This window comes from Arthrobacter liuii (assembly GCF_014639275.1).
GTDB lineage: Bacteria > Actinomycetota > Actinomycetes > Actinomycetales > Micrococcaceae > Arthrobacter > Arthrobacter liuii.
The window spans coordinates 71,515-97,717 of the sequence record NZ_BMFW01000010.1; the positions used below are offsets into that span (position 1 = coordinate 71,515).

At 65.6% G+C, this 26,203-nt stretch carries 22 protein-coding genes; 6 read left to right on the forward strand and 16 right to left on the reverse strand.

The genetic code is table 11. The features are described from left to right. Positions 1–12: 12 nt before the first annotated feature. Positions 13–516, forward strand: coding sequence for a very short patch repair endonuclease (locus tag IEW19_RS12195; RefSeq protein WP_268236254.1), 504 nt, complete (start codon positions 13–15; stop codon positions 514–516). A gap of 128 nt (positions 517–644) precedes the next feature. Here IEW19_RS12195 and IEW19_RS12200 read toward each other — a convergent pair whose 3' ends face one another. After that, positions 645–1,817: a glycoside hydrolase family 26 protein gene (locus IEW19_RS12200; protein WP_229748454.1), complete on the reverse strand. Its 1,173-nt coding sequence runs from the start codon at positions 1,815–1,817 to the stop codon at positions 645–647. A 279-nt stretch (positions 1,818–2,096) separates the two neighbouring features. Between IEW19_RS12200 and IEW19_RS12205 the strand changes: the two genes are divergently transcribed. Next, positions 2,097–2,507 carry an Hpt domain-containing protein gene (locus IEW19_RS12205; RefSeq protein ID WP_188571892.1) on the forward strand — a complete coding sequence of 137 codons (411 nt, stop codon included), beginning with the start codon at positions 2,097–2,099 and terminating at the stop codon, positions 2,505–2,507. Here the strand turns inward: IEW19_RS12205 and IEW19_RS12210 are convergent. After that, positions 2,480–3,244, reverse strand: a complete 765-nt coding sequence (locus IEW19_RS12210) for a response regulator transcription factor (RefSeq protein ID WP_188571893.1) — start codon at positions 3,242–3,244, stop codon at positions 2,480–2,482. The two genes, IEW19_RS12205 and IEW19_RS12210, sit on opposite strands and share 28 nt — an antisense overlap. A gap of 94 nt (positions 3,245–3,338) precedes the next feature. Between IEW19_RS12210 and IEW19_RS12215 the strand changes: the two genes are divergently transcribed. Continuing rightward, on the forward strand, positions 3,339–4,994 hold the full coding sequence (locus IEW19_RS12215) for a sensor histidine kinase (RefSeq protein WP_188571894.1): 1,656 nt from the start codon (positions 3,339–3,341) through the stop codon (positions 4,992–4,994). Here IEW19_RS12215 and IEW19_RS12220 read toward each other — a convergent pair. The 10 genes from IEW19_RS12220 to speB all read right to left on the reverse strand — a co-directional run bounded on the left by IEW19_RS12220 (position 4,972) and on the right by speB (position 18,827). Continuing rightward, positions 4,972–6,219: a 5-methylcytosine restriction system specificity protein McrC gene (locus tag IEW19_RS12220; protein WP_188571895.1), complete on the reverse strand. Its 1,248-nt coding sequence runs from the start codon at positions 6,217–6,219 to the stop codon at positions 4,972–4,974. The two genes, IEW19_RS12215 and IEW19_RS12220, sit on opposite strands and share 23 nt — an antisense overlap. Next, positions 6,206–8,437, reverse strand: coding sequence for an McrB family protein (locus IEW19_RS12225; RefSeq protein ID WP_188571896.1), 2,232 nt, complete (start codon positions 8,435–8,437; stop codon positions 6,206–6,208). Before IEW19_RS12225 ends, IEW19_RS12220 begins: the two co-directional genes overlap by 14 nt. Before the next feature lie 70 nt (positions 8,438–8,507). Then, on the reverse strand, positions 8,508–8,765 hold the full coding sequence (locus IEW19_RS12230; protein WP_188571897.1) for a PLDc N-terminal domain-containing protein: 258 nt from the start codon (positions 8,763–8,765) through the stop codon (positions 8,508–8,510). Between the two features lie 65 nt (positions 8,766–8,830). Continuing rightward, positions 8,831–9,247 carry an acyl-CoA thioesterase gene (locus IEW19_RS12235; protein WP_188571898.1) on the reverse strand — a complete coding sequence of 139 codons (417 nt, stop codon included), beginning with the start codon at positions 9,245–9,247 and terminating at the stop codon, positions 8,831–8,833. A gap of 38 nt (positions 9,248–9,285) precedes the next feature. Beyond that, on the reverse strand, positions 9,286–11,367 hold the full coding sequence (locus IEW19_RS12240) for an ABC transporter ATP-binding protein (RefSeq protein WP_373283601.1): 2,082 nt from the start codon (positions 11,365–11,367) through the stop codon (positions 9,286–9,288). Next, positions 11,364–13,097, reverse strand: a complete 1,734-nt coding sequence (locus IEW19_RS12245; protein WP_188571899.1) for an ABC transporter ATP-binding protein — start codon at positions 13,095–13,097, stop codon at positions 11,364–11,366. Before IEW19_RS12245 ends, IEW19_RS12240 begins: the two co-directional genes overlap by 4 nt. Before the next feature lie 133 nt (positions 13,098–13,230). Then, the gene (locus IEW19_RS12250) at positions 13,231–15,426 is read right to left on the reverse strand and encodes an MDR family MFS transporter (RefSeq protein ID WP_188571900.1); all 2,196 of its coding nucleotides are present in this window, start codon (positions 15,424–15,426) and stop codon (positions 13,231–13,233) included. Next, complete coding sequence (locus IEW19_RS12255) at positions 15,419–15,913, reverse strand: MarR family winged helix-turn-helix transcriptional regulator (protein ID WP_188571901.1); 495 nt, start codon at positions 15,911–15,913, stop codon at positions 15,419–15,421. The genes IEW19_RS12250 and IEW19_RS12255 overlap by 8 nt, the downstream gene beginning before the upstream one ends. A gap of 156 nt (positions 15,914–16,069) precedes the next feature. Further along, a complete protein-coding gene (locus IEW19_RS12260) occupies positions 16,070–17,749 on the reverse strand; it encodes a thiamine pyrophosphate-binding protein (RefSeq protein WP_188571943.1) in 1,680 nt (559 codons plus the stop codon). 13 nt (positions 17,750–17,762) lie between these two features. Continuing rightward, a complete protein-coding gene (gene speB / locus IEW19_RS12265) occupies positions 17,763–18,827 on the reverse strand; it encodes an agmatinase (protein WP_188571902.1) in 1,065 nt (354 codons plus the stop codon). 283 nt (positions 18,828–19,110) lie between these two features. Here speB and IEW19_RS12270 point away from each other — a divergent pair, with 283 nt between their 5' ends. Beyond that, positions 19,111–19,941 (forward strand): type IV toxin-antitoxin system AbiEi family antitoxin domain-containing protein, encoded by an 831-nt coding sequence (locus IEW19_RS12270; RefSeq protein WP_188571903.1) that lies wholly within the window; start codon positions 19,111–19,113, stop codon positions 19,939–19,941. Positions 19,942–20,071: 130 nt separating this feature from the next. Here IEW19_RS12270 and IEW19_RS12275 read toward each other — a convergent pair whose 3' ends face one another. Together IEW19_RS12275 and IEW19_RS12280 are read right to left on the reverse strand one after the other, a co-directional pair. Then, positions 20,072–20,647, reverse strand: coding sequence for a helix-turn-helix domain-containing protein (locus tag IEW19_RS12275; RefSeq protein ID WP_188571904.1), 576 nt, complete (start codon positions 20,645–20,647; stop codon positions 20,072–20,074). Positions 20,648–20,794: 147 nt separating this feature from the next. Continuing rightward, positions 20,795–21,022 carry a hypothetical protein gene (locus tag IEW19_RS12280; protein ID WP_188571905.1) on the reverse strand — a complete coding sequence of 76 codons (228 nt, stop codon included), beginning with the start codon at positions 21,020–21,022 and terminating at the stop codon, positions 20,795–20,797. A gap of 266 nt (positions 21,023–21,288) precedes the next feature. On the opposite strand from IEW19_RS12280, the gene IEW19_RS12285 reads away from it, so the two are divergent. Beyond that, positions 21,289–22,434 (forward strand): VIT1/CCC1 transporter family protein, encoded by a 1,146-nt coding sequence (locus tag IEW19_RS12285; RefSeq protein WP_188571906.1) that lies wholly within the window; start codon positions 21,289–21,291, stop codon positions 22,432–22,434. 41 nt (positions 22,435–22,475) lie between these two features. Here IEW19_RS12285 and IEW19_RS12290 read toward each other — a convergent pair whose 3' ends face one another. Together IEW19_RS12290 and IEW19_RS12295 are read right to left on the reverse strand one after the other, a co-directional pair. Continuing rightward, positions 22,476–23,612, reverse strand: a complete 1,137-nt coding sequence (locus IEW19_RS12290; RefSeq protein WP_188571944.1) for an LOG family protein — start codon at positions 23,610–23,612, stop codon at positions 22,476–22,478. Positions 23,613–23,740: 128 nt separating this feature from the next. Beyond that, entirely contained in the window at positions 23,741–25,138 is a 1,398-nt protein-coding gene (locus IEW19_RS12295; protein ID WP_188571907.1) for a sugar porter family MFS transporter, read from the reverse strand. Positions 25,139–25,454: 316 nt separating this feature from the next. On the opposite strand from IEW19_RS12295, the gene IEW19_RS12300 reads away from it, so the two are divergent. Further along, positions 25,455–26,195 (forward strand): GntR family transcriptional regulator, encoded by a 741-nt coding sequence (locus IEW19_RS12300; RefSeq protein WP_308419994.1) that lies wholly within the window; start codon positions 25,455–25,457, stop codon positions 26,193–26,195. The last annotated feature ends 8 nt before the right edge of the window (positions 26,196–26,203 follow it).

Here is a 26,203-nt window from a genome sequence, read left to right on the forward strand (position 1 = left end):
TAGACTGGAAGGATGGCGGACCAGCCCATCCCGGACAAGCGGACGCAAGACGAGCCCGCCCCTGACAATACAGGCGCGCTGAAGCCCACCGCTGACAGGCTCAGCCCCGAGCAGCGCAGTTGGAACATGTCCCGGATCCGGGGCAAGAACACGAAACCCGAGCTGCAGGTGCGCCGGCTCCTGCATGCCAAGGGCTACCGGTACCGCCTGCACGGCAGGTCGGGCAGCGCCAGGCTGCCGGGCAACCCTGACCTCGTCTTCGCCGGGCGGCACAAGGTGATCTTCGTGAACGGCTGCTTCTGGCATTTCCATGACTGCAGGGTGGGCCTGCATGCACCAAAAGCCAATGCGGAATTCTGGGCCGCCAAGCGCACCCGCACCCGTGAGCGTGACGCCGGCCAGCTCCGCCAGCTGGAGGACGCCGGCTGGGAAGTACTGACAATCTGGGAGTGCGAGCTGAAAGACCGCTCAGCCCTCGAAAGCCAGCTGGTGCACTTCCTCGAAGCCGGCGCCTGATTCGGGAATCTTGAGGCAATCTTTAGCTGTTGCCACCGCTGTCCTTGATCCTGCCGCGACAGGATGAACGGGTTGCCGGCGATCAGGCAGCCGCCACTGACAGTTCCGGAGCAGCTATCCCCTATCCCCTAGCTTCTCCTGGCCGTCAGGGCGGACTTGAAGGCCGCAGCCGACGAGTCACTGCTGTTGATCCGCCAGTCTGTTTCCTTCTGCATGTGGAACCAAACGAAGCCCATCACATCCGGCTGGGCGGCCAGGTAGGACACCAGGTCCGTGTTCCAGCTGGCTTTCGAACCACCCATCTCGCTGGACGCCGTTTCGGCGATCAGCACAGGTTTTCCGGGCGCCAGGGTGCGCAGCTGGGAAATGCCCGGCGCAAAGAGGTCCACCGGGGAAACCCAGCTGCTCCAGGTTTGCGAGGTGCCCCAGTTGTAACCGTCCAGGGCCACCACGTCCACGTAGCCTGGGCCGGGAAACAGCCCTGCCAGGTCGGTGGAGCCCAAGTAGGGCACGTTCGGCGACCAGACCCACTGGACGTTGCTGGCTCCCGTGGCGGCAACGACGTCATGCACATGCCGCCAGGCAGCCACGTAGTCCCCCGCCTGGTTGCCGTTGACGCCTTCGGCCCACGGATACCAGTTGCCGTTCATCTCGTGGGCAAAGCGCAGCATGACCGGCTTGCCCCAGGCTGCGAGGGACTGGCCCCATTGGGTGATGTAGCCGTCGAAGTCCCCTGCAGTGATCCGGCCAAGGGCGTATGCGGGCTGGTCCACGCCGCCTCCCCACGCCCATGGCTCCCAGGTGACCAGGGATGTGGCTCCGCGAGAGCGGACGGCGTCCAACTCAGTGATTGGCGGGGCCTGCAGGAAGTCCTTGTAGCTCATCACCACGGAAGGGATTTCTCCGGCAAGGGTGGCCACCTCGTCCAACTCGGCGCTGGCGAGGGGTCCCCCAGGGGTTGCCACTCCGAAGCGCAAGGTGGCGGTACTGATGGCTGGCGGCGCGGGCGCCGGTGCCGCCTGCACCACGAAGACTGCCGACGCCTTGATCGCGGACGTCTTGGCCGTGATGGTGAGGTTTCCGGAGGCGGCGGCCGGAATGGTGATGGCGGTGCTGAACGCGCCCGTCGATGTGGTTTGGAACGCGAAGGTGGTGGAACCCACAATCACAGTCCCCGTGGTGGAGGCTTTGAACCCGCTTCCGGTCACAGCCACGGAAGAACCGGCCGGACCGGAACCCGGGCTGAGCGTAATTTGCGGTGAAGTGGCTGCGCTGGCCGGCTGGAGCGTGGACAAAGCCAAGCCAGCCACGATTAAGAGCGCGACAAATAAGGACCTAAGAGTTCGGAACACGGCAATCTATCCCCAGATTGAAAGGCGGCAACAGCCGCTGACGACGTCAATGCAGAAAGCACTGGTATCAATTTTATGGCCGAGAAACCGCACTCCGATCAAGAAAACCACAATTCTTGCCGAGTCTTCTGCTAGCTCAGGGGAACAGTCCTAACCTGAAAAAGAACAAGCACCCCCGCATAAACCGGTCCCGCTTCCGAGTCCGCAACTCCAGCAGAAAGGAGTGTCATGAGCACCTCAGATGATGCCCCCAGGCCGCTGGTGGACCAGTCTGTCCTGGACCGGCTGCGGGATGAACTCGAGGAGGAAGAGGGCTACAGCAGGGTCTTCGTTGGCAACTTCATCGAGTACCTGCCACAGCGGCTGGGCCGGTTGCGGCTTTCCCTGACCACCGGAGACCTTGATGGCTCCATGGACGCTGTGCTGAGCCTGAAGACCTCAAGCCAGATGGTGGGAGCCGAGCGGCTGGCGGGACTGGCCCTGGAATTGGAGAACGAGATCAGGGCGGAGGCGCGTCACGCTGACATGGCAGTGGCGTTGCCCAGGCTGGCTGCCACCTATTTGCGGCCCATCACCCAGTGCAGCAGGCAAACCATGCACCGGCTCCAGGCTCAGTGCTGTCCCGGCGCCAGGCGGTAACCCACCCCGCGAACGGTCTGCAGCCACCGCGGCTGCTGCGGCGAGTCCCCCAGCTTCTTGCGAAGGTTGCCCATGTGGACCTCCACGGAACGTTCGTCGGCCTCGCTGATGTAACTGCCGACGTCGTAATCCTCGTCGCGGAGCCGGCGCACCAGATCCGATTTGGTGCGGACCGTCCGGCCGGCTTCCAGCAGCGCGTACAGGAGTTCGAACTCCGTGCGGGTCAGGTTCATCTCTTTGCCGTCGACCATAACGGTGCGGGACGCGTAGCTCAGCTCGAGGCCATTGTGGCTGAAGTTTCCACGCTCCGGGTGGGCAGCGCTGTCCGGGGAGACTTCCGCTCCCACGTCGCCCGGGTCGGGAACGGAGCGGGGCCGGCGCATCATGGCCGCGACCCGCGCACGCAGCTCCCGCGGGCGGAACGGCTTGGTGAGGTAGTCATCGGCGCCCGATTCGAGCCCAATCAGGGTGTCCAGCTCCTCTGTACGCGCCGTCAGCATCACGATGTAGGCATCCGAAAACTCCCGGATCTGCCGGGAGACCTCAAAGCCGTCGATGTCCGGCAAACCCAGGTCAAGGGTTATGACGTCAGGATTCAGGCTCTTGGCCATCAGCACGCCCTCAGCGCCGCCGCTGGCGACGGTGACGTCAAACCCAGCCTGGGTCAGCACAGTTCGAACCAGTTCCCGAATGTCGTGGTCATCCTCGATGACCAGACCCACACGTGCCTCACTCATAGAGCCCCCTCAGTGCCAACGTCAGAAGTATAGCTGGCTGCGGATATCCTGCTGGTATGGTCTCGCACTCCCCAACATCCGCGTCCTCCACGCCATGAGCACCCCCACGGTTTGGTCCTCTGGACGGTTGCGGTTTTTCAAGCGGCCGTTCCACGAATACCGGCTGACGGACCGGGTGGCATTCAGCCAGATGCCGTTGTTCGTGACAACTCTCCTCACGGCATTCCTGATGTGGGCGTTTTTTCCCGACACGATGGACAATCCCTTGTTCGTCGTATTCCTCGTCTCGCAGTTGGCGATCATGGCCCTGTGCTACGCCATTCCGTGGGACCGGCTGCCCTACACCAGCTTCCTGGCCATCCCGCTGCTTGACTTCGTCTCCATCGCAGCAGGCAGGGAAGGCGGCCAGGAGAGCCTTACGGGAATCAGCCTGCTGGCAGTCTTTCCCGTCATCTGGCTCTGCGCATCCGGGTACTACCCCCGGGCGGCACTGTGGCTGTCCTTCCTGGGTCCGCTCGCCATTATCTGGGTGCCGCTGCTCCTGAAAGGCAACTACTCGCCGCAGGACTTTGCCCGTTCCCTGCTGCTGCCCGTCATGATGCTGGGCATCGGGGTCTCCGTGAGCGTCCTGACCCTGAGCATGATGCGCCAGCAGAAGCAGCTGGAGGAAAAAGACGAACAGCTCCAGGCCAACCTGCGCACCAGCAAGCGGCAGGAATCTCTGTTGAACACCGTTCTGGACACCGTGCACCTGGGTGTCCTGGCCGTTGACGCCGACGGCCATGACGTCCTGATGAACCGCAAGCAGCGCGCCAACCATGAACTGGCCCGGCCAAAGAACATCGCGGACCCCAACGAGTCCCAGCTGCTCGTCTACGGGCCGGACCGGAAGACCCTGATCCCCGTCCAGGAGCGCCCCGTTCGCCGCGCCGTAATGGGGGAAACCTTCACCGATTTCCTGGTGTGGCTCGGTGAGGGGAAGGACCAGCGGGCCCTGGTGACGACGGCGCGCGCCATGAAGGACTCCGACGGCAAGTTCACCGGTTCGGTGATCGTCTTCAGCGACGTGACGGACCTGGTGAACGCGCTCACGGCCAAAGACGACTTCGTCTCCAGCGTCTCCCACGAGTTCCGCACCCCGCTGACCTCAATCCTTGGCTATGTGGAGATCCTGCTTGCAGATGAACCGGACGCACCGCAGCGCGAGATGCTGGAAATCATCCGCCGGAACTCCGAACGGCTGCTGACCCTCGTATCGGACCTGCTGTCCAGCCGAAACGGCCAGTTGATCGTCACGCCCCATACCGTGGACGTGGCCGAGCTCGTGCGAAGCAGTGTGTCATCGGCGATGCCCCGCGCGGCCGCCGCCGGGGTGGCTCTCAGTGCGCAAACCCCTGAGCGGCTGGAGGCCCACGTGGACAGCGCCCGGATCTCACAGGTCCTGGACAACCTGGTGTCCAACGCCATCAAGTACTCCCCCGACGGCGGTGAGGTGGTGGTTTCGGTGGCACAGGAAGACGGCCATTTGGCGTGCCGCGTCATGGACACCGGCATGGGCATGAGCCCAGAGGACACCTCCGAGGTGTTCGCCAAATTCTTCCGAACCAGCAGTGTCCGCCGCACGGCCATCCCGGGCGTGGGCCTGGGGCTCCCCATCAGCAAGGCGATCGTGGAGGCGCACGGCGGAACCATCGACGTCGACAGCACGCTGGGCAAGGGGACGACCTTTACGTTCCGGGTGCCGGTTTAGTCCCAACCCGGGCCACCTCGCCCCAGGACTGCCGGGCAAGTTCCTGGATCGAGGCCAGGATGGCCGACGGCGGCTGGCTGAGGTCCAGCGGGAATTCCACGATGTCGATGTCGGTGTTGAGGATGCGGCGGAGTTTCATCTCCCCCTTGCCGGCGTACACCAGCCAGGCGGTGGGCACAGCCAGCGCCGTGCAGTGCGCCAGCATTTGGTAGTGGTCGACCGTCAGCGACGCGCCGGCATCCGACGCAGCCCGGTACTTGGCGTTATAGGCCACCACCGGGCGCCCGCCCAGCAGGTGGACCGCATCCGGGCTGACGGAGAGGCGGTCGGAATCGCGCACCGCCTCGCTGAGGAGGGCGTTGTAGCGCAGCCGCAGCTCCCCCGGATAAGAAGCCATCGCACTGCGCAGTGCCGTTCCCACGAAATCCTCGAACACCTGCCCCATGTCCACCACGAACGCGGCCGTCTGCTGCCTGCCCTCGCCGGCCTCGGCCGACGCGTTCTTCAGGATCAGTTCGGCCAGGCGCAACACGCCGTGGTAACGCAGGTTCATCCTGGTTGGTTTCCACGGCGGCACCGGGGCACCGGACGGAAGGCGCGTGACGGCGTCGAGCTTTCCCTTCAGCTGGCGCAGCCGGCCCAGCACCTTGGGCCGAACCCCTGGCACCTGTCCCATCCGCTCCAGCGCGGCGCGAAGGATCCGGTTCTCGGCGATGTCCTCGGTGAACTCGTCGTACGAGACCTCCAATGGAACCAGCATGCCCGGCCGGCGCGAAATCTGGTCCGAGATCCGGATCCGCCCTTTGACGGTCCGCAGCGACTCGTCCACGGTGAGGTAGCCCTGCAGGACGCCCCGGCCCAGCGCCCGTTCGGCCAGCTGGGCCAGCGATTCCGCCAGTGCACTCCACAGCTCCCGGTCCTCGTCAGCCGCGACGGAATCCGGCCGGAAACCCTGCTCCCCCGCGTAACTGAGCAGGAACAGGAGCCGGCTGAGGCCCAGCCTGCCCTTGGGCCGCACGTCCAGCTGGACCGTGGGTGTGCGCACTGAACCCACCTTGCCTACCGGTTCGATCCGGTACAGCCCCAGGCCCATGGGCGAAGCCCTGGCCAAGCCGCTGGAGTTCAGGAAGGTGGCGCTTGATGCGTCCAGCCGTTCCACCAAGCCACTGGAGAGTTCGTCCAGGACCAGGTGCCGCACGGGCGCCCGGGGATCAGCGCGCTGCAATGCGTCCCAGCAGCTGGTCCAGCCCGAAGCGCTCCTCCAGCTGAGCCCGCGTCAGCTGGCCATGGTAGTGCTCCTCCAGCAGCGGCATGAGCTCGTACTTCCAGATCCGGTGCAGTCCTGCCGGTGTCTGGGCGGCCGGCTTCATGAAGTACGACGGCCCGATCATCAGGTCACGGTCCCATTCATCGATGGCCCCGTTCAGCGCGTCCAGCAGCAGCGCGGGGGTGGTGTCCAGCTGCCTGGCCCGCAGGAACCGGAGCAGGGAGCCCTTCACCGGTTCGGTCTGGGGGTGCAGCTCAATGAAGGAGAAACGGCGGCGGATGGCGGCATCCATCATGGCGATGGACCGGTCCGCGGTGTTCATGGTGCCGATGATGTAGAGGTTGTCCGGCAGGGTGAACGGCTCGTTGGGGCTGTACTGCAGGTAGATCCGGTCATCGCGGTACTCCAGCAGGAAGTACAGCTCGCCGAAGACCTTCGCCAGGTTGGCGCGGTTCATCTCATCGATGATCAGGAAGTACGGCTTCTTCTCGTTCCCGGGCTTGGCGGCCTCCTCCGCCAGGCGGCGAAGAGGGCCGGCCACCAGCTTGAATGACACTTGGCCCTCATCCGTCTTGTCCGGCCGGTAGCCCTCGAAAAAGTCCTCGTACGCGTAGGACGGGTGGAACTGCACCAGCTTGACCCGTTCGTCGGTGGTGTCGTCCGCCAGCTCGGCGGCAAGGTGCTTGGCCAGGTAGGTCTTGCCGGTGCCGGGAGGGCCGTAGAGGACCAGTTGCCGGTTCTCCTCCAGCAGGTCGGCGATCTCCTGGAGCGGCTCCAGCTCCATGTGCAGCGACGCCGCGAATTCCTGCGTCAGCGGGCGGAAGCCTTCCTGCTCAGGGAGGACGACGGCGGCACCGTCAGTTTCGCCGTCGGCCTCGGTTTCCGCCTCGGCCGGCAACAGCGCCTGCAGTGCCTGGACCACCCTGGTCACGTCAACCACGATGCCGGGGGTGGCAAGCTGGCGCTGGACGTGCCGGGGCAGGCTGGTGGTGGTGTGGCCGTCGTCGAACCAGCGCACCTTGCGCCGCAGCCGTCGGTTGGAATCGTTGTACTCGGGCTCCCCCAGCACGCCGCCCAGCCGAACGGTCCCGGCGTGCTGGTACAGCACCAGGTCCCCGGGCTTCATGACGGTCAGGAAGGCAAGGACAGCGGTCTTGGTGTCCTCGCGCTCCACGTAGCCAAGGTGCTTGTAGTCTTCGTCAACGGCGTGCTGGACCACTCCGGCGCTGACGCCGGGGTCCAGGTGGCGGAGATGTTCGACGTCGAGGGTCACCTTTTCCTCGCCGTGCCAGGCGGAGAGCAACTCGGCGTGGTCGCTGTGCGTCCGGAGCAGCCAGGCCCGCCGCCCGGGATCCCCCACCTTCCGCCACTGGCTGACCAGCTGGCGGGAGTACCAATCGATACGCTGGCCCGCCTGCTCGTCCAGGTGCAGCCGGATGCGGTGGATGTCGGCGGTGATGTCCTCTTCGGTGTCCCCCTTGGCGCCCCCGACCAGTGAGGCGAACGCGTCCCGGATCTCCTGCCGCTCCACGTCCGCCACTACCGGCTCGAAGTAGCTGGGCCAGGCGAGGAACTCGATGCTGCGGCGGATCGCGGGCTGGTCATCGGGGGTGGACGCGGCGAGCCGGTGGAACTGCAGCGGGTCCTTGACCGCTGCCTGCACCACGGCCGCCGGCCGCTGGGCAACGTTCCGGACGAACCGGCAAAGCCACTTGAGGTGGTCCCAGATGGTCCAGTTGAACTCGGCGGTCCGGTCCCGGATGACGCCGTGGTCCGTCATGCCGGCATACAGCTCGTCGGGAAGCTCCAGGGGCGGCTCCAGCCAACCGGCGGCCTCGGCCACCCGGGCGCGCTTAACCTTCAGGGACTTGACCTCGTGGGCCAACGGAAGCGACTGCAAGAAGAGCAGCTCCACGGCCAGTTGCTTGGCCCCGCGTGTGGCACCCTCCAGGTTGTCGCGGAGGTTGGTCATCATCGGCGCCTTGGGATCCGCAATGCCCCGCTCCAAACGGTCCAGCAACTCCGTGGCGGCCGGAACGGACCACGTCCTGGTGCGGCCGTCTAAGGGCGATGCCTTTCCGTGGAGCCCCGGCCCCAGCACGAACCACGCCGCATCCTCAATCTCCTTGGAGATGCCGAGGGCGCGGGTCATGGCAGCAGTGGCAGCGGGGGTCATGCCCTCAAATTTACAGGGTCAAGCCGGGCGGCCGCGCCACGCCGCCGGAACCTGCCGTCCGCGGGACGGTCTACTTACCGATGGCGGTGTGCTTCCGGCCGAAAATGAAGTACCCCATGGGTCCGATGAAATTGATGAAGGACGCTGCGCGCCAGACAGCCTTAGGCCCGTGGATGAGTTCTGCAGGCCTCTGCGAGATGTCCCGCTGCGCGGCAATCAGCAAGGACACCTGCACGATCGTCGTCAATATGGTGCCCACCTTGGCGGAAGGGGTCATTTCCTTCCACGTCTTCTTCGACCGGGCGGCTCGGATCTTGTTTATGGCCATCGGGAATCCTTTCGCTGTTCGTGGTGGTTTCAGTCCACTGGGTCCGGGCGGTCCTGCATAGGGGCTTAGTGCCTGTAGGGAGCCATCCGGTCTTTTTGTTCCTGGGTGAGTCTTTGCACCCTGCCCGTCGCTTCGTCCACGAACGCCAGGTGGCTGCTGGCCTTCACGCAGTCCTCACCGGAAACGGGGTCCTGGAGCAGGTAGTGGATGTCAAAGCTGGCTCCCTTGACGGCGCCGATCCAGAGCTGCACCACCGCAGGAACGTTGCGGTACTCCAGGGTCCTGACGTAGCGGATCTTGTGGTCCACCACCAGGGCAAGGGTTCCGTCCGGGACGTCGTTGAACAAGGACACCGGCGGCTCGATGCCGGGAAGTCCCGCGCCCTGCGGCGGCCCGAAGGCGGCGATCCTCGCCTCCTCCAACATCCTGACGATCTGGACATTGTTGATGTGGCCATAGGCGTCCATGTCGCCCCAGCGCATGGGCACCAGGACTTCGATCCGCTGGCCGCCGTGCGCGCTCAGCTGTGCACCGCCGTCGAGTCGTCCACGGGTACTTCCCCGGCGTCCGTACCAGCGAACTGCGACATGTAGAGGCGGTGGTAGGCCCTGCCGGCGGCGAGCAGCACCTGGTGGTTGCCCTGCTCCACGATCCGTCCGTTCTCCATAACCAGGATGGTATCGGCGTCGCGGATGGTCGAGAGCCGATGCGCGATGACGAAGCTGGTCCGGTCGGAGCGCAATGCCGCCATCGCCTTCTGCACCAGGAGTTCGGTGCGGGTATCCACGGAACTGGTGGCTTCGTCCAGGATCAGCAGCGAAGGGTCGGCCACGAAGGCACGGGCGATGGTGATGAGCTGCTTCTCACCGGCGCTGACGTTGTTGCCTTCCTCGTCGATTACGGTGTCGTAGCCTTCGGGCAAGGCCCGGACGAAACGGTCCACGAACGTGGCCTTCGCCGCGGCCAGGACCTGCTCCTCCGTGGCATCAAGGTTGCCGTAGCGGATGTTGTCGTGGATGGAGCCGCCGAACAGCCACGCGTCCTGCAGCACCATGCCAACCTTGGAGCGCAGCTCGGAGCGGCTGAGGTGGGTGATATCCACTCCGTCCAGCGTGATGGAGCCGGAGTTGAGCTCGTAGAAGCGCATCACCAGGTTCACCAGGGTGGTCTTGCCTGCTCCGGTGGGGCCGACGATCGCCACGGTGTTGCCCGGCTCTGCCGTAAAGGACAGGTTTTCGATGAGCGGATTGTCCGGGGTGTAGCTGAAGGTGACGTTCCTGAAGTCCACGTGACCGTCAGTCTTCGCCGGCAGGTGCTCGGTGGCGGTTTCGGCGTCCTGTTCGTCGGCGTCCAGGAATTCGAAGACGCGCTCCGAGGATGCCACGCCGGACTGGAGCATGTTGGCCATGCCGGCCATCTGGCCCAGCGGCTGGGTGAATTCGCGGGAGTACTGGATGAATGCGGTGGCATCACCCAGGGACATGGCGCCCGATGCCACGCGCAGCCCACCCACCACCGCGATGCCCACGTAGCTGAGGTAGGAGACGAACTGCATGACCGGGAAGATGATCCCGGTGATAAACTGCGCTCCGAAGCTTGCTTTATAGAGTGCCTCGTTGCGTTCCTCGAACCGGGCCAGCATGTCCGCGTCCCGGCCGAAGACACGGACCAGGTCATGCCCGGAAAAGGATTCCTCGATCTGGCCGTTCAACGATCCGGTGTTCTTCCACTGCGCAGCGAAGAGTTTCTGGCTCCGGGCCCCGATCAGGCCGGCTGCCACTCCGGACAGGGGGAGGGCGACCAAGGCGATCAGCGCCAGCTGCCAGGACACGATGAACATCATGATCACGATGCCCAGCACGGTCAGCACGGAGTTCACCAGCTGCGCAAACGCCTGCTGGAGCGCCTGCTGGATATTGTCCACGTCGTTGGTCACCCGTGACAGGACGTCTCCGCGCTGCCGGGTGTCGAAGTAGTTCAAGGGAAGCCGGTTCAGCTTGTTCTCGGTGTCATCGCGCAGCCGCCTGATCACCTTCATGACGATGCGGTTGAGCACGTACCCCTGCAGCCACATGAAGATGTTCGCCACGAAATACATGACCAGGACGATGGCGATGAGCATGGTCAGCTTGTCGAAATTGATGCCGGTGCCGGGCACCAGTTCCATCCGGGAGACCATGTCGGCGAAGTTGTCCTGGCCCTGCTGGCGGAGGGCGGCAACGAACTGCTCCTTGCTGGCCCCGGCCGGCAGCTGCCTGCCTACCACTCCGGCGAAAATGACGTCCATGGCCTGGCCCAGGATCTTGGGGGCGATGACGTTCAGGACCACGGAGATAACCACGAGACCCACCACGGCATAGATGCCAAGGGCTTCGGGCTTCAGCAGGCCCATGAGCCGTTTGGCCGAAGGCCAGAAGTGCTCGGCTTTCTTGGCTGGCATGCCGCCAAACATGTCCCCGTCGGCTTCTGAGGGGGTGAACTCCTCCTCGAAGTAGTCGTCGTCCTCCGGTTGGCCTGCGCCTGGTTGCGTCTTTCCGGCGGCCGGCTGTGCGGTCTGCGTTGCCTCTTCCACGGCAGTGGCGTCCTTCCTGCGGGGGCTCATGCCACTTCCTCCACGCTCAGCTGGGATTCGACGATTTCCTGGTAGGTGGGTGAGGTTTCCAGGAGTTCTTCGTGCGTGCCGCGGTCCACGATCCGCCCGTTGTCCAGCACCAGGATCTGGTCGGCCTCGGTGATGGTGGAAATCCGCTGGGCCACGATGATCACGGTGGCGTCGGAGGTGGTGCGCTTGAGGGCAGTCCGGAGCCGGGCGTCAGTGGCGACGTCCAGGGCCGAGAAGGAGTCGTCGAAGAGGTAGACCCGCGGTTTTGTCACCAGGGCGCGGGCGATGCAGAGGCGCTGGCGCTGGCCGCCGGAAACGTTGGTGCCGCCTTGGGAGATGCGGGAGTCCAGGCCGTTCTTTTTCTCCCGGACAAAGGACTCGCCCTGGGCTACCCGGAGGGCGTCCCACAGTTCCTGGTCCGTTGCCTCCGTCTTGCCGAACCTCAGGTTGTGCTCGATGGTGCCGGAGAACAGGTAGGGACGCTGCGGCACGAGGGCCACGCGTTTGGTGATCTCGGCCCGGTCCAGCCTGTCCACCGGGACACCGTCCAGCAGCACCTGGCCCTCCCCGGGGTCGTACAGCCGCGGCAGGAGGGACAGGAGGGAGGTCTTCCCGGCACCCGTGGACCCGATGATGGCAATGGTTTGTCCTGGACGTGCGGTGAAGCTGATGTTGCTAAGCACCGGCGACTCCGCTCCGGGATATGCGAAGGTGACGTTGCGGTACTCCACCACCCCGGCAAGGGACGCCGGGGCTTCGGGGCCTTCGGGATCATGGATGGAGGGTTCGACGCCGAGCACCTCGCCGATGCGGTCGGCGCAGACTGAGGCGCGCGGAATCATCATGGCCATGAAGGTGCCCATCATGACGGCCATCAGGATCTGCAGGAGGTACTGCAGGAACGCGGTGAGCGAGCCCACCTGCATGGCGCCTGCGTCCACTCTCTGGCCGCCGAACCAAAGGACGGCGGCGGTGGACAGGTGGAGGATCATGCTGATGGCCGGGAACATCAGGACGAACAGCGCCCCAATGCGGAGCGAGACGTCCGTGAGCTCCTTGTTGGCACCGCCAAAACGGTCCGTTTCATACGGTTCACGCACGAAGGCCCGGACCACGCGGATACCGATGATCTGCTCGCGCAGCACGGCGTTGATCCGGTCGATCTTCCTTTGCATGGAGCGGAACAGTGGCATGAGCCGGACCACCAGGTATCCCACCACCACGGCCAGCAGCGGGACGGACACCCAGACCAGCCAGGACAGGCTGATGTCCTCGCGCAGCGCCATGATGATGCCGCCGATGCACATGATGGGTGTGGCCACCATGAAGTTCAGTCCCATCAACAGCAGCATCTGCACCTGCTGGACGTCATTGGTGCCACGGGTGATCAGCGTGGGAGCTCCAAACGCGTTGACGTCCTTGGCGGAGAAGCTGGTGACCTTGCGGAAGACCGCGCGGCGCAGGTCCCGGCCCACAGCCATGGCAGTCCTGGAGCCGAAATAGACGCCGGCGATGGCGGCAGCGACCTGGGCAAAGGCCACCAGGAGCATCACAGCACCCGTACGCCAGATGAAGTCCGTGTCTCCGCGCGCCACCCCTTCGTCGATGATGTGGGCGTTCAGGCTGGGAAGGTATAGGGCCGCGATGGTGGAGGCGAGCTGGAAAATCACGACAGCCAGGATGTACGGCAAATACGGTTTGGAGTAGCGCCGTATAAGGGTGAGGAGCATGGATCCAACTCTAGTGATGCCCACCGACAATGGGGCAGAAAAGCCGCAGCCCCGTACCCGGAAGTTTTCCAGGTGCGGGGCTGCGGCTTTGTTGCCAGTGCGTGGGCTTTGGCCCGGCGGTTACGGCCTGGGCCTACTGCCCCCGGGCCGGCTCCGAACCATCACCGGCGGACGGGGCGGCGGCACTGTGTTTGCCGTGCCCGGCCAGGTACAGCGCGGCGGCCGCCTGGATCTTGCGTTCCTTCAGGAGCTTCCGCTGCAGCCTGCTGAGCTCTGCCGCCGTAGCTGCCTGCTTGGCAGCCACCTCCCGCTGGGAGCGCAGCTGCTCCTGGACGTCCAGCACCAGGCCGCCCAGTTCTGCCTGCTGGCGGGCCAGCAGGTGCTGGGTGTCCTGCAGCTTCTGCAGGGTGGCAGCCGCGCTCGCGACGGCGTCGGCAGCCTTGTCCACGTTGTCCGCGGACCGCAGGTCCAGCTCTTCGGAACGGAAGCTCCGGGCGAAGGCTTCCTCGAAGTCCTCCGTGGCCACCCTGCCGGACGCTGCGGCGGCGGCGGCAGCACCGCCGTCGTACACCTTGGCCGGTGCAGCGGCCGAACCCGCACGTGCAGCGCTCCTCGCGGTCACTCCGGTCCCGGCGGGGACGTCCCCGGCTTCGGCGGAGACCATGGGCAGCTGCCCGGTCATGGTGGCGGTCATGCCTGCTTCACCGGCGGCGTTGGCCTCAAGCGTCTTTTCGGGGGTGATGTCGACGGTCTTGCGCAGCGGCACTTCCTTGATGAACAGCACGGCCAGGAGGGCGACGGCGCTCACGACGGCGGAGATCATGAAGATGCCGGCCGTGGCGTCGCCGTAGGCAGCGCGCATGATGTCGGCGATCGGTGCGGGCAGGTCCTTGAGGTCCAGCGTGGCACCGCTGTTTCCGCCGGCCTGGATCCCAATCTTGGCCAGCCCGTCGGTGGCCAGGTCCTTGACATGGTTGGCCATGACGGCGCCCAGGACGGACACGCCGATGGCACCGCCCACGGAGCGGAAGAAGGCAACGGAGGCACTGGCTGAGCCGATGTCCGTGGCGCGGACGGTGTTCTGCACGGCGAGGACCAGGTTCTGCATCAGCATGCCCAGGCCAATGCCGAAGATGCCGGTGTAAAGACCGGTCAGCCAGAGTTCAGTGGTGTGGTCCATCGTTCCGGCGAGCGCCAGGCCGCCCATCAGCAGGATGGTGCCGCCGATCAGGAAGCGCTTCCACTTGCCGTAACGGCTGATCAGCTGGCCGGAGACGACGGAACCGATGAGGTTGCCGGCGATCATGGGCAGGGTCAGCAGGCCGGCCTCGGTGGGTGTTGCGCCGCGGGCCACCTGGTAGTACTGGCCCAGGAAGGTGGAGGAACCGAACATGGCAACGCCGACGGCGACGGAAGCAACGATGGCAAGGGCGGTGGTGCGCTCGGAAATGATCTTCAGCGGGATGATCGGCTGGGAAACCTTGGATTCAACCAGCACCAGCAGTGCGAGCAGGAGGACGCCGCCGCCTACCATCACCGCGGACTGCCATGACCACCAGTCGTAGTAGTCGGCCTTGCCGGCGAAGGAAACCCAGATGAGGAGCAGGCTCACGCCGCTGGTCAGCAGGATGGCTCCGAACCAGTCGATCTTGGCCGGCCGCTTGACGTGCGGAATCTTCAGCGTGACCTGGAGCAGGATCAGGGCGACGACGGCGAGCGGCACGCAGACGAAGAAGGTCCAGCGCCAGCCGAGTGAGCTGTCCACGATGAATCCGCCGAGCAGCGGGCCGCCGGCAGTGCCCACGGCCATCACCGCGCCCATGTAGCCGGAGTACTTACCGCGTTCGCGGGGCGGAATGATGGAGCCGATAATCGCCTGGGCCAATGCCGTGAGGCCACCCATGGCGATGCCCTGGATCACGCGGGCAGTGAGCAGGAACGGGATGCTCTCGGAGAAGCCGGCCATGACGGAGCCGGCAACGAAGATCACGATGCTCAGCTGGACAAGGACCTTCTTGTCGAAGAGGTCGGCGAGCTTGCCCCAGATGGGGGTGGTGGCCGCGTTGGCCAGCAGCGCAGCCGTGATGACCCACGCGAAGTCCGTCTGGGTGCCCTTGAGCTCGGACATGATGGTGGGCAGCGCGTTCGCCACGATGGTGCTGCTGAGGATTGCGGTGAAGAAGGCGGCGAGGAGGCCGGTGAGGGCCTCCATGATCTGGCGGTGGTTCATGGGCGCACCGGGCTCGTGGCGCTTGGATTGCCGCGATTCCTGCCTGGCAGTGCGCTGGCGCTCCTGCTCCTGGTCCGCGGCGGCGGTGACGTTAGCCATTGATGGACTCCTGCGTTTTGTGTTCGGTGGTGGTTCCGGCCGCCCTTGCCCGGATGGAATTCTTTAGGGATGTGGTGAGCTTGCTCAGCATCGCCGCGGTTGCTGCGGCGTCGTCCTCGTTCCAGTCGGCGAGGTAGGCCTGCAGCGTCTCCGCCCGGTGCCGGACCAGCTCTGCGAGCTTTTCCTTCCCCCTCGGCGAGAGGGCCAGCAGCTGCGCCCGGCCGTCGTCCGGGTCCGGAGTGCGGACCACCAGGCCGGCGTCCGCCAACTCGGCCACGTGCCGGCTGAGTACGGGAGGGCTGACCCCCAGCCGTTCGGCCAGGTGCGCCGCCCGTGTCTCCCCCTCGCCAATGAACTTCAGCACGCCCTGGAGGGCGATGCCGGTGTCCTGGCCTTTGACGTTGACCATAGTGACGCAGCGCAGTGCGCGCTGGAGGTCGTAGATGTGGCTGACGAGGTCGGCTGCGGTGGCCGGTGCGACAGACATGATGCTCCCTAATGAATTAGTTGCTGCAAGCAACTGTATCAGAAAAAGGTTGCTTAGGGAAACGAAGTTATCTCTACGGACGGTTAACCCACGAGCTCCCCCACTTCAGCAGGACTGTGTCCGGGAAGTGAGGAAGCTGCTGGGGTGACAGTGCGGTCAGCGGTCCAGGTGCGTGGGGCTGAACATCTTCAGGAGGGTTTCAACTACGACGACGTTGGGGCCGTCCGCGGCGAACCCAGCCTTGAGCGCGTCCCCCACACCCTCCGGTGCAACCCGGGTGGCGGGGACGCCGAACGACTCGGCGAGCTTGACGAAGTCCGGCCGGGCCAGTTCGGTGGCAGTTGCTTTGCCGAACGCACCCACCATGTACTCGCGCAGGATGCCGTAGCCGCCGTCGTCCACGATCAGCCAGGTGACCGGCACGTTGTGCTGCTTCGCCGTGGCCAGTTCGGCGATGGAATACATGGACGAGCCATCACCGGAGACGGCCAGCACCCGTCCCGGCTTGCCCAGCGTTTCCAGTCCCACGGCCGCGCCGATGGCACCGGGAAACGCGTAACCCAGGCCGCCGGCGCCCTGGGCCGAGTGGAACTGCCCGTCCCGCGCGTCCCAGCAGGACCAGCCCCAGTAGGCGGCAATGGTCATGTCCCAGAACGTCTGCATGTCCGCCGGCACGGCCTCGCGGATGTCCGCCATGAACTTCAGTTCCTTGGCCAGGTCCTGCGATTCCAGCCGCGCCCGGACCTTTGCCAGGGACTGCTTCACCAGCTCTTCCGGAGTGCTGCCATGCCAGTCCGGGGTGGCCGGCCTGGCGGGCTCCAGCGCTTCGTCCAGTGCCGCCAGTGCCTGTCCGGCGTCGGCGCGGATGCCCAGCCCCGGCCGGTTGGACTCCAGGACCCGGGGCTCGGCGTCGATCTGGATGATCCTGCCGCGGGGCTCGAAGGTGAAGTAGTTGGAGCTGACTTCACCCAGGGACGATCCGATGACCACCAGGACGTCTGCATCCTCGAGGACGCCGGTCATGTACCGGTCCTCGATCCACGACTGCAGCGAGAGCTCATGGTTCCACGGGAACGCGCCGTTGCCACCGGGCGTGCTGATGACCGGGGCGCGCAGCTTTTCCGCGAGCGAGAGCAGCGGCTTCTCCGCCTTCCCGCGGCGGGTTCCACCGCCGGCGATGATGGCCGGGCGTTTGGCTGTTTCCAGCCATTTCACGGCCTCGCGCACCAGTTCTATCCGCGGCGGGTTGTCGGCCGCCTGGGCCAGGGCATCCTCCACCGGCGGGACCATGATCGGGTCCAGCAGGACGTTTTGCGGGATCTCCAGCCACACCGGGCCCTGCGGAGACGAGATGGCCTCGCTCCAGGCGTCCTGGATGGCCGAGGGAATTCCTGAAGCGTGCTGGATCAGCCGCTGGCTCTTGGTGACGTTCGCCGCGGACGCCTTCTGGTCATCGAGCTGGTGCAGCATGCCCTTGCGCCGGGCCCTCAGGCCTTCCAGCGGGATCTGGCTGGCGACCACCACCATGGGGACGCCCGTGGCGTAGGCCTCCTGCAGCCCTGCGAGCGACGTCAGCGCGCCGGGGCCGGTGGACAGGAACAGCACCCCGACCTGGCCCGTGGCGCGGGAGTACCCGTCCGCGGCAAAGGCGCTGTTGTTCTCCATCCGGGAGGAGACGAAGTGCAGGTTGCCCCGCCCCATGGCGTCGAAGAGACCCAGTGCGTGCTGGCCGGGGATGCCAAAGACGGTCTTCGCGCCGAGCGCTTCGAGGGTTTCGACGACGAGGTCCCCGCCGTTGCGGGCACCCCTCCCCTGTTTTGGGCCCGGCGTGCCCATGTCGGCCACGGCCCTACTCCTTGGTGGCGGCAGCGAAACCGGCAGGCCGGCGGACTTCCTGGCCCAGCGACTGGGCCTGGTATCCGGTCCCGCCTTTGTGGCGGCTTCCGGGCATGGCGTTGTCCGCCATGAGGGTTACCAGTTCATAGGCCACGTGGCTGGCGGCCACGCCCGTAATTTCAGCATGGTCATAGGCGGGTGATACTTCGACGACGTCGGCGCCCACCAGGTTCATGCCGCGGAAGCCCCGGATGATCTCAAGGAGTTCACGGCTGGTGATGCCGCCGGCTTCAGGAGTGCCGGTGCCCGGCGCGTGGGCCGGATCAAGGACATCGATGTCCACGGAAATGTAGAGGGGACGGTTGCCAATCCGCTCCCGGACCTTGGCCACCGTCTCCAGCACGCCCTGGTAGTAGACGTCCGCGGAGGTGACGATGCCGAACCCGAAGCGATGGTCGTCGTCGAGGTCCTTCTTGCCGTACAGCGGGCCACGGGTGCCGATGTGGCTGATGGCCTCGGTGTCCAGGATGCCTTCCTCCACTGCGCGGCGGAACGGGGTGCCATGCGTGTATTCGGCACCGAAGTACGTGTCCCAGGTGTCCAGGTGGGCGTCGAAGTGGAGCATGGCGATGGGTCCGCCGGCGCGTTCGGCGGCGGCGCGAAGCAACGGCAGGGCGATGGTGTGGTCCCCGCCAAGGGTCAGCAGCTTGCTCCCGGCAGCGGTGAGGTCCAGCGCGTTCTGCTGGATGGTTTCGATGGCGTCGTTGATGTTGAACGGGTTGATTGCCATGTCCCCGGCGTCGGCCACCTGGATGTTCTCGAACGGGCTGACATCCCAGGCAGGGTTGTAGGGGCGCAGCAGACGGCTGGCTTCGCGGACATGGTTGGCCCCGAAGCGGGCTCCCGGACGGTAGGAAACACCGGAATCGAAAGGCACCCCAACGACGGTCACATCAGCCTTGTCCACCTGGTCCAGGCGCGGCAGGCGGGCATACGTGGCGGCTCCTGCATAGCGGGGAATCCGGGATGAATCGATGGGGCCAAGGTTGCCGTTGGCTTCGATACGCAGCTCTTCCAATGGAGGCCTCTCCTTCGAGGAGTTGAGGGGCGGTTGTGACTGCCATCATACACCCGGGTTTTCTAATGAGCATCACCTGTTTACCACTCGCAGGTGCGCGTTCCTCCCCAGTTGCTCCCATGGCAGGGAAAGATCAACCCCAAGGTTCCGCACCAGGCCGGCACCTCCTAACGCGGCGACCGAAGGTAACTGGGAAGGAACGCACTCTACCGTTCCCGGAGGTTGTCCACATAGAGCCCATCCTTGGTTCCCGTGGCTATCGCAGATGCCCCCCAATGATGCTGTGGACATTCTTGACTATGTGACCCAGGCCGGCGGCATTGTTCGATCCGCCCAACTCCTCGATGCCGGATTCTCCCGGCGGGACCTGCTGCGGCTCAAGGATGTGGGCATCGCCCAGCCCAGGCGCGGAGTCTTCGTCCTACCTGGCTGCGATGAGGGCTTCAAGGCTGCGATCCTGAACAACGGGCGGTTGAGTTGCGTGAGCGCTGCCGTCCATTACGGGCTGTGGCTGCGCAAACCTCCGGCCCGCGTCCATCTCGCCTGCAACCACGGGCATGGCAGCGGTTTCATCCGGCACCGGACGGTCAGGTTCCAGGGTCACCCATTCCTGCCGCTGGCGGCCGTCGAAGACGTGGCACTGCATGCTTTGGGTTGCTTGCCTCCGCCCGCATCCACCGCAGTGGCTACCTCGGCCATCAGGCTGCATGGGGTTTCCCGGGACCTTTTGGCGGATCAACTTCGCGCGGACCGATCCGGAACCGCACTCCGCATCCTGCGGGAACTCGACGTGCATGCAGAATCCATCGTGGAGGTTGATGCGCAGCACGTGTTCCGAACCAACGGCATCGAGTATCAGACCCAGGTGCTCCTGCCGGGCATTGGCCGGGTGGATTTCCTGCTGGACGGCTTCCTGATTGTGGAAATCGACGGCTTTGCGTTCCACTCCAAGCGTGGCGACATGCTCCGCGACCGGGCCCGCAACAATTCTTCCGCCGTCAGTGGTTACACCGTCCTGCGCTATATGCCGGAGCACATCTGGTTCGATCCCAGCCTGGTGGTCAGGGAAATCAGGGCTGTCCTCGCTGGAGATCAACGGAAACCCCGCCGGTAGGCGCCCATTCCTGCCCAGTTACTCCTGCCCCGGGCCACGGATCCATCGGGAATCCCGCAGAAGCGCGCGGCCGGAACCGCGGATGACCTGAAGTAAGTGGGCAGGAGTGCACAGGGTGCGGCGGGAACAGTTACCGGCTGGCGGCGGGCACCAGAACCCAGAGCACCTCGACCGGCTTGTCCGTGGGGTTGACCCAGGTATGGGGTTCACGGCCCGGAAAGGTCACCGTGTCCCCGGTACTGAGTTCGTATTCCTCATTGGTAAGGATGAGTGTGATGGATCCCTTGATCACGTGCAGCACATCCACGTCGCAGTCCACGGCGTAAAGCTCGGACTCGCCGCGGCCGTGCGGCTCGATGACGGCCTGGATGATCTGGACGCGGCGCTCTGAACGGGCAGTGAGGAGCCGCTCCACGATGCCCTGGCCGCCAAGCGAGATCCGCGGGCCGTCATTCCGCTTGGTCAGGTGGGTCTCCGGCGCCGCGAAAAGGTCACCGATGGAAATGGACAGCACCTGGCAGAGCGTCACCAGGGAAGCGACCGACGGCGAGGTCAGGTCCCGCTCCACCCGGCTGAGGAACCCTTTGGTCAGCCCGGTGGCGTCGGCCACCTGCTCGATGGTGAGCCGCTGGGACTGCCGGGCCGCCCGGATCCTGGAGCCGATGGCAACAGGGACGTTGCTGGGCTCAACTGGCAGTGCCTTCATCTACGAACCTTTCACGGCCGGCAGTCCGGCTCCACTCTGGAGCCATCCTAAACGGCACCGCCTTTGTGACCAGGCAACGCGGCTCCACGCACGACGGCGGCGCCTCCTTTCGCTTGTCCACGAAAGGAGGCGCCGCCGTCGTAAGTCCTACTCCCCGGTGCCGCGGGGCTCGTCGTCATCCAGCGGGACCTCGCGGTCCTCGGCGTCGATGACTACCTGCGGAGGCTGGACCACCGGTTCCTCTTCATCAAGGAATTCGTCCTCCGTATCCCAGTCGGCATCGTCTACCGGTGCATCCTCGGCATAGTCGTAGGCGGGGTCCGCTTCCACGGCGTCCAGGTGCGGCATGTCCGGGTGCTGTCCGGTGGTGCTCATGATTCAACCTCCGATTGTTCGCCTGACGTGCTCTTACGGGTAGGGCGCAGGCTGCGCCACACCTTCATCACAACACCGGCCGGGCGGGCGGGTCAATAGCCGTCCCGGCCCTCCGAAAGGCGCCCGGGACAAGGGCGGAAAAGCCGCAGTTTTAAGGCGGACCGAAACTTCCCAGCGAGGTTTGCCAGCCAAAAAACCGCGCAAAACCGCAGTAGGCTGGCAGGGCAAAGGTGCGAAAACATGCCCTTTCCAGCCCAGGAGTACCAGTGTCGCAGCACGCCCAGTCCCACTCATCTGCCACGCCCCCGGAGGCCGTCCACACCGTGCAACCCCAGCCCTCACCGTCGAACATCAAGCGGTGGCGCCAGTACCTGGCCGATGAGCGCGCCGAAGCCGCCGTCTACCGGGACCTCGCCCAGAACCGCGAGGGGGAGGAACGGGCCATCCTCCTGGCCCTGGCCGAGGCCGAAGGCCGGCACGAGGCCCACTGGCTGGCCCTGCTGGGGGACCACGCTTGCAAACCCAAGAGAGCATCCGCACGCAGCCGGTTCCTGGGTTTCCTCGCCCGGCACTTCGGCTCCGTGTTCGTACTGGCCCTGGCCCAGCGCGCCGAAGGCCGCTCACCCTACGCCAAGGACCCCAACGCCACTGACGCCATGGCTGCCGATGAGCAGATCCATGAGGAAGTGGTGCGGGGGCTGGCAACCCGCGGCCGCAACCGCCTGGCCGGCACGTTCCGCGCGGCGGTGTTCGGCGCCAACGACGGCCTGGTCAGCAACCTTTCCCTGGTGATGGGCATGGCCGCGTCCGGCGTGGCCAGCAGTGTAGTGCTGCTCAGCGGCATCGCCGGGCTCCTGGCGGGCGCCATGTCCATGGGCGCGGGCGAATTCATTTCCGTCCGCTCCCAGCGCGAACTGTTGGCAGCCACCCGCCCCACCCAGATCACGCTGGCCGTCGCGCCCAAGCTGGACCTGGAACACAACGAACTCCTCCTGGTGTACCTGGCCCGCGGAATGTCCCGGGAGGCGGCGGAGCACCGGGTGGCCGAGCGCATGGGGCTCGTGTCCTGCGACTGCGATCCCAGCCTGTCCCTGCAGCCTGAACTACCGGACGCAGAGGACCGGCACGAGGCAGTGGGTACGGCCTGGGGGGCGGCATTGTCCAGCTTCTGCTTCTTCGCCTCCGGCGCCATCGTCCCCATCCTGCCGTTCCTGTTCGGCCTGACCGGCGTCACCGCCCTGGTGGTGGCAGGCGCCCTGGTGGGCGTTTCCCTCATGGCGACCGGTGCCGCCGTCGGCCTGCTGTCCGGCACGTCCCCGCTGACCCGCGGACTGCGCCAGCTTGCCATCGGCCTGGGCGCGGCAGCCATCACATACCTGCTGGGCCTGCTCTTCGGCACGGCTGTCGGCTAGCAGCGGGCAAAGGACACTCCATGGAGGTCCTCCGGCAGCGTTCAGCGCTGCCGGAGGACCTCCACTGCTTCCTCCACCGTGTCCACCAGGTGGATGGAACCGGCCATGGCCCGCCCCTCGGCAAGGCTGCGGAGCATGGGCCAGGCCGGGTACTCCTGCTCCCAGTGCCGCCTTCCCACCAGCACCATGGGGGCCACCTTCTCCCGGGCGCCGTAGTAGTTCTCGCAAGCGTCCTGGAAAATCTCCTGGACAGTGCCCGCCGCTCCCGGCAGGAAGACGATTCCGCCGTGGCACAGCTCCAGCAGGATCGCCTCGCGGATGGCGTTGGCGAAATACTTGGCGATGTGCGTGGCGAAGTAGTTGGGCGGCTCGTGCCCGTAGAACCAGGTGGGGATCCCCAACGAAGGGGTACCGTCCGGATGGCGTTCGACGACGGCCGCCGCCGCACGTGCCCACGCCGACACCGAGGGACGGAACCCGGGAACAGCGGCGAGCGCTGCAAGCGCTGCCTGCACATCGCCGTCGGACGCCTGGCTCAGGTACGCCCCAAGGTTTGCCGCCTCCATGGCTCCCGGGCCCCCGCCGGTGGCCACCGCATGGCCTTCCCGGGCCAGTAGCCGGCCAAGCCGCGCCGCCTCCGCAAACTCCACGCTGCCCCTCGGCGCTGCGTGGCCGCCCATGACCCCGACGATTGACCGGCGTATCCAGGGCCCGGACCTGGTCAGCTCGTCCAGCGCGTTGCCAATGGCGTGATCGTGCAGCGCCGAGGCCAGGGTGGCGTCCACCCGCTGCCGCTGGCCGGGCTGGATGCTCCAGTGGTAGATGCGGGCGTCCGGCAGTTCCTCATAGGGCGACGTCGCCAGCCCGGAATACAGTTCAGCCGGGGAGTACAGCCCTGCGCGGTAGGGGTCGAAGGGGACGGCTTCGAGCTTCGGGAAGATCAGGGCCCCGCGGCTGCGGAGGTTGCCTTCCATGCCGTCGTCGAACGTGCAGCCGAGGAACATGGCACCCTCGACGTTGACGCTTTTGAGTGCCGCGGCCCGGCCCCGGAGGTCCAGGGACTGGGCGTGCCAGCCGTGCAGGTTGACGGCCCCGCCAGCCACCAGGCGGTCGAAGCTGGCCAGGTCCTGGACCTCGAGGTTGCGGGGGCGCGGACCAAGGCTTCCGGCGAAATTCACGGCTGCCGCCCGGTGGTCCACGTCATGGAGCCAGCCTAGGTCACCAAACGCCACGCGGGGCCTTACCAGCCCCTCCGGCGACAACCGGAAGAGCCGGGTCCGACCCCGCGTTGCTTGATCCGAGGCGGCTAGGCGGAGAGCTTCGCCGGCACCTCACCGTCGCGGAAGTGCGCTTCGAGGTCCTCGAGCGAGTGGCCCTTGGTTTCCGGAACGAACTTGATGACGAAGGCCAGGGACGCGAGGTTGACCAGGACGAACAGGCCGAAGGTGCCCGTGGAGCCGAGCGCGTTAACCACGATGGGGAACAGGAACGAGATGGCGGCATTCACGGTCCAGAGCGCGAAGACCGCGATGCCCATGGCGAAGCCACGGATGGCCAGCGGGAACATTTCGGACAGCAGGAGCCAGACGCAAGTGCCGATGAAGCACTGGACGAACGCCACGAACAGCATCATGGCTGCCAGGATGGTGTAACTGGCGAGGTCGGACTGGGGCAGGAGGAAGACGATCGCCAGCAGGCCCTGGGCGCCCACTACGCCGGAGAAGCCGATGATCAGCATCTTGCGGCGGCCCACGAAGCCCAGCAGCCAGATGCCAAGAATGGTCATCAGGACGGAGGTAACGCCAACGCCGATCGTGGCCACGAGCGAGGCGCTGACGCCAAGCCCGCTCTTTTCCAGGATGGTGGGGGCGTAGTAGTTCACGGTGTTGATCCCGGTGGCCTGCTGCACGGTGGCCAGGCCGATGCCGATCCAAAGAAGCCGGCGCATCCATGGGTTGTTCCGTAGGTCCCGGAGGGCGTGGCCGCGTTCCTGTTTAGCGGTGCGTGCCGCCAGGGCGATTTCCTCGTATTCGGCGGCTGCTTCCTGCGGGCTGCGGCTGAGGTTCAGGACGCGGCGGCTCTCTTCGAGGCGGCCGCGGATGGCATACCAGCGGGGTGACTCGGGAAGCATCAGCATGCCTGCCAGCAGTGCCAGGGCGGGAATCGAGGCGATGCCCAGCATGGTGCGCCAGACCTCGCTGTCGTGGATCAGGGCGTCCAGGAGGGCGTTGATGGCGAAGGCGAGCATCTGGCCCGTGACGATCATGAGTTCGTTGATGGTCACCATGCGGCCACGCAAATGGGCCGGCGCCATTTCCGCCAGGTACAGCGGGCAGGTCACGGCGGCGGCACCCACGCCCAGGCCCAGCACGATGCGGGCGGCGATCATGAAAGTCACGTTCGGTGCAAGCGCGCAGCCCATGGCACCGAGCAGGAACAGCAGTGCGCAGACCAGCAGCGAGCCCCGCCGGCCCAGCTTGTCGGCCATGCGGCCGCCGGTGAGGGCGCCGACGGCCGCACCCGGGAACAGGAGTGCGCTCACCACGGTTGCTTCCTCGACGGCGGTCATGTTGAGGGAGTCGTTCATGTACAGCAGGGCGCCGGAGATAACCCCGGTGTCGTAGCCGAAGAGCAGGCCGCCCAGGGTGGAGATGACAGTGAGCCGGGCCAGGTATCCGCGGCGCTGACTGCCGGAGGTGCCCATGGTTTGTTTCTGCAACAGCATTGTTGCCTCTCAGATTCTCTCGGGACCGAAAAGCCGGTCGGGAATGTGATGCGTGCCACCGACTTTAGAGCGCTCTAACGCATGTTGTCAATAAAAAGTCTTAATGTCAGCACAATTCAATCCGGACGCTTCCAGCAAGTGAATTCAGAGCGATCCCTTGACCCCCGCAGCACGCCTGCTACGATCGGAGGAGAAGGTATGTCCTATCAAGCGAACATATAGAGCCAAACTGCCGTTGGTGCCGGCGTCCATCCCGGACCAACGCGCGGGACACCGAAACATGAGGGAACGCACCGTGGCGAACAACCTGGGACTCAGCATCGACCGCTCCTCGCCGGTGCCCTTGTACCACCAGGTGGTCCAGGGCATCGAAGCCGCCATCCACAGCGGCGCGCTGGAGCCGGGCAGCCGTCTGGATAACGAAATCGACCTTGCCGCCCAGCTCAACCTGTCCCGGCCCACCATGCGCAAGGCAATGGATGAACTGGTCCGCTCCGGCCTCCTGGTCCGCAAGCGCGGCGTGGGAACCCAGGTGGTTTCCAGTCAGGTCCGCCGCCCGCTGGAGCTGTCCAGCCTTTACGACGACCTCACCAACAACGGCAAGAAGCCCACCACGGAAGTCCTGAGCTTCTCCCACATTGACGCCGACGATGCCACCCTTGCCGCACTCCAGCTTCCCGCCAAATCCAAGGTGTACCACTTCACCCGCCTCCGGAAGGTCGGCGGCAAGCCGCTTGCCCTCATGGAGAACTGGGTGCGGGACGACATCGCCGACATGGATGAGGCCATGCTGGGCGCGGAGGGCCTCTACTCGATCCTCCGCCGCGGCGGCGTGAACTTCCGGCTGGCCACCCAGCGCATCGGCGCCATGACCGCCAACGACTACCAGGCGTCGATGCTGGACACCGCGGCGGGTTCGGCGCTGGTCACCATGGAACGCACGGCCGTGGACGACACCGGGCGCCGCGTGGAAACAGGCCACCACGTTTACCGCGCGGACTCCTACAGCTTTGAAATGACACTCGTACAGCGATAAACCAAGGA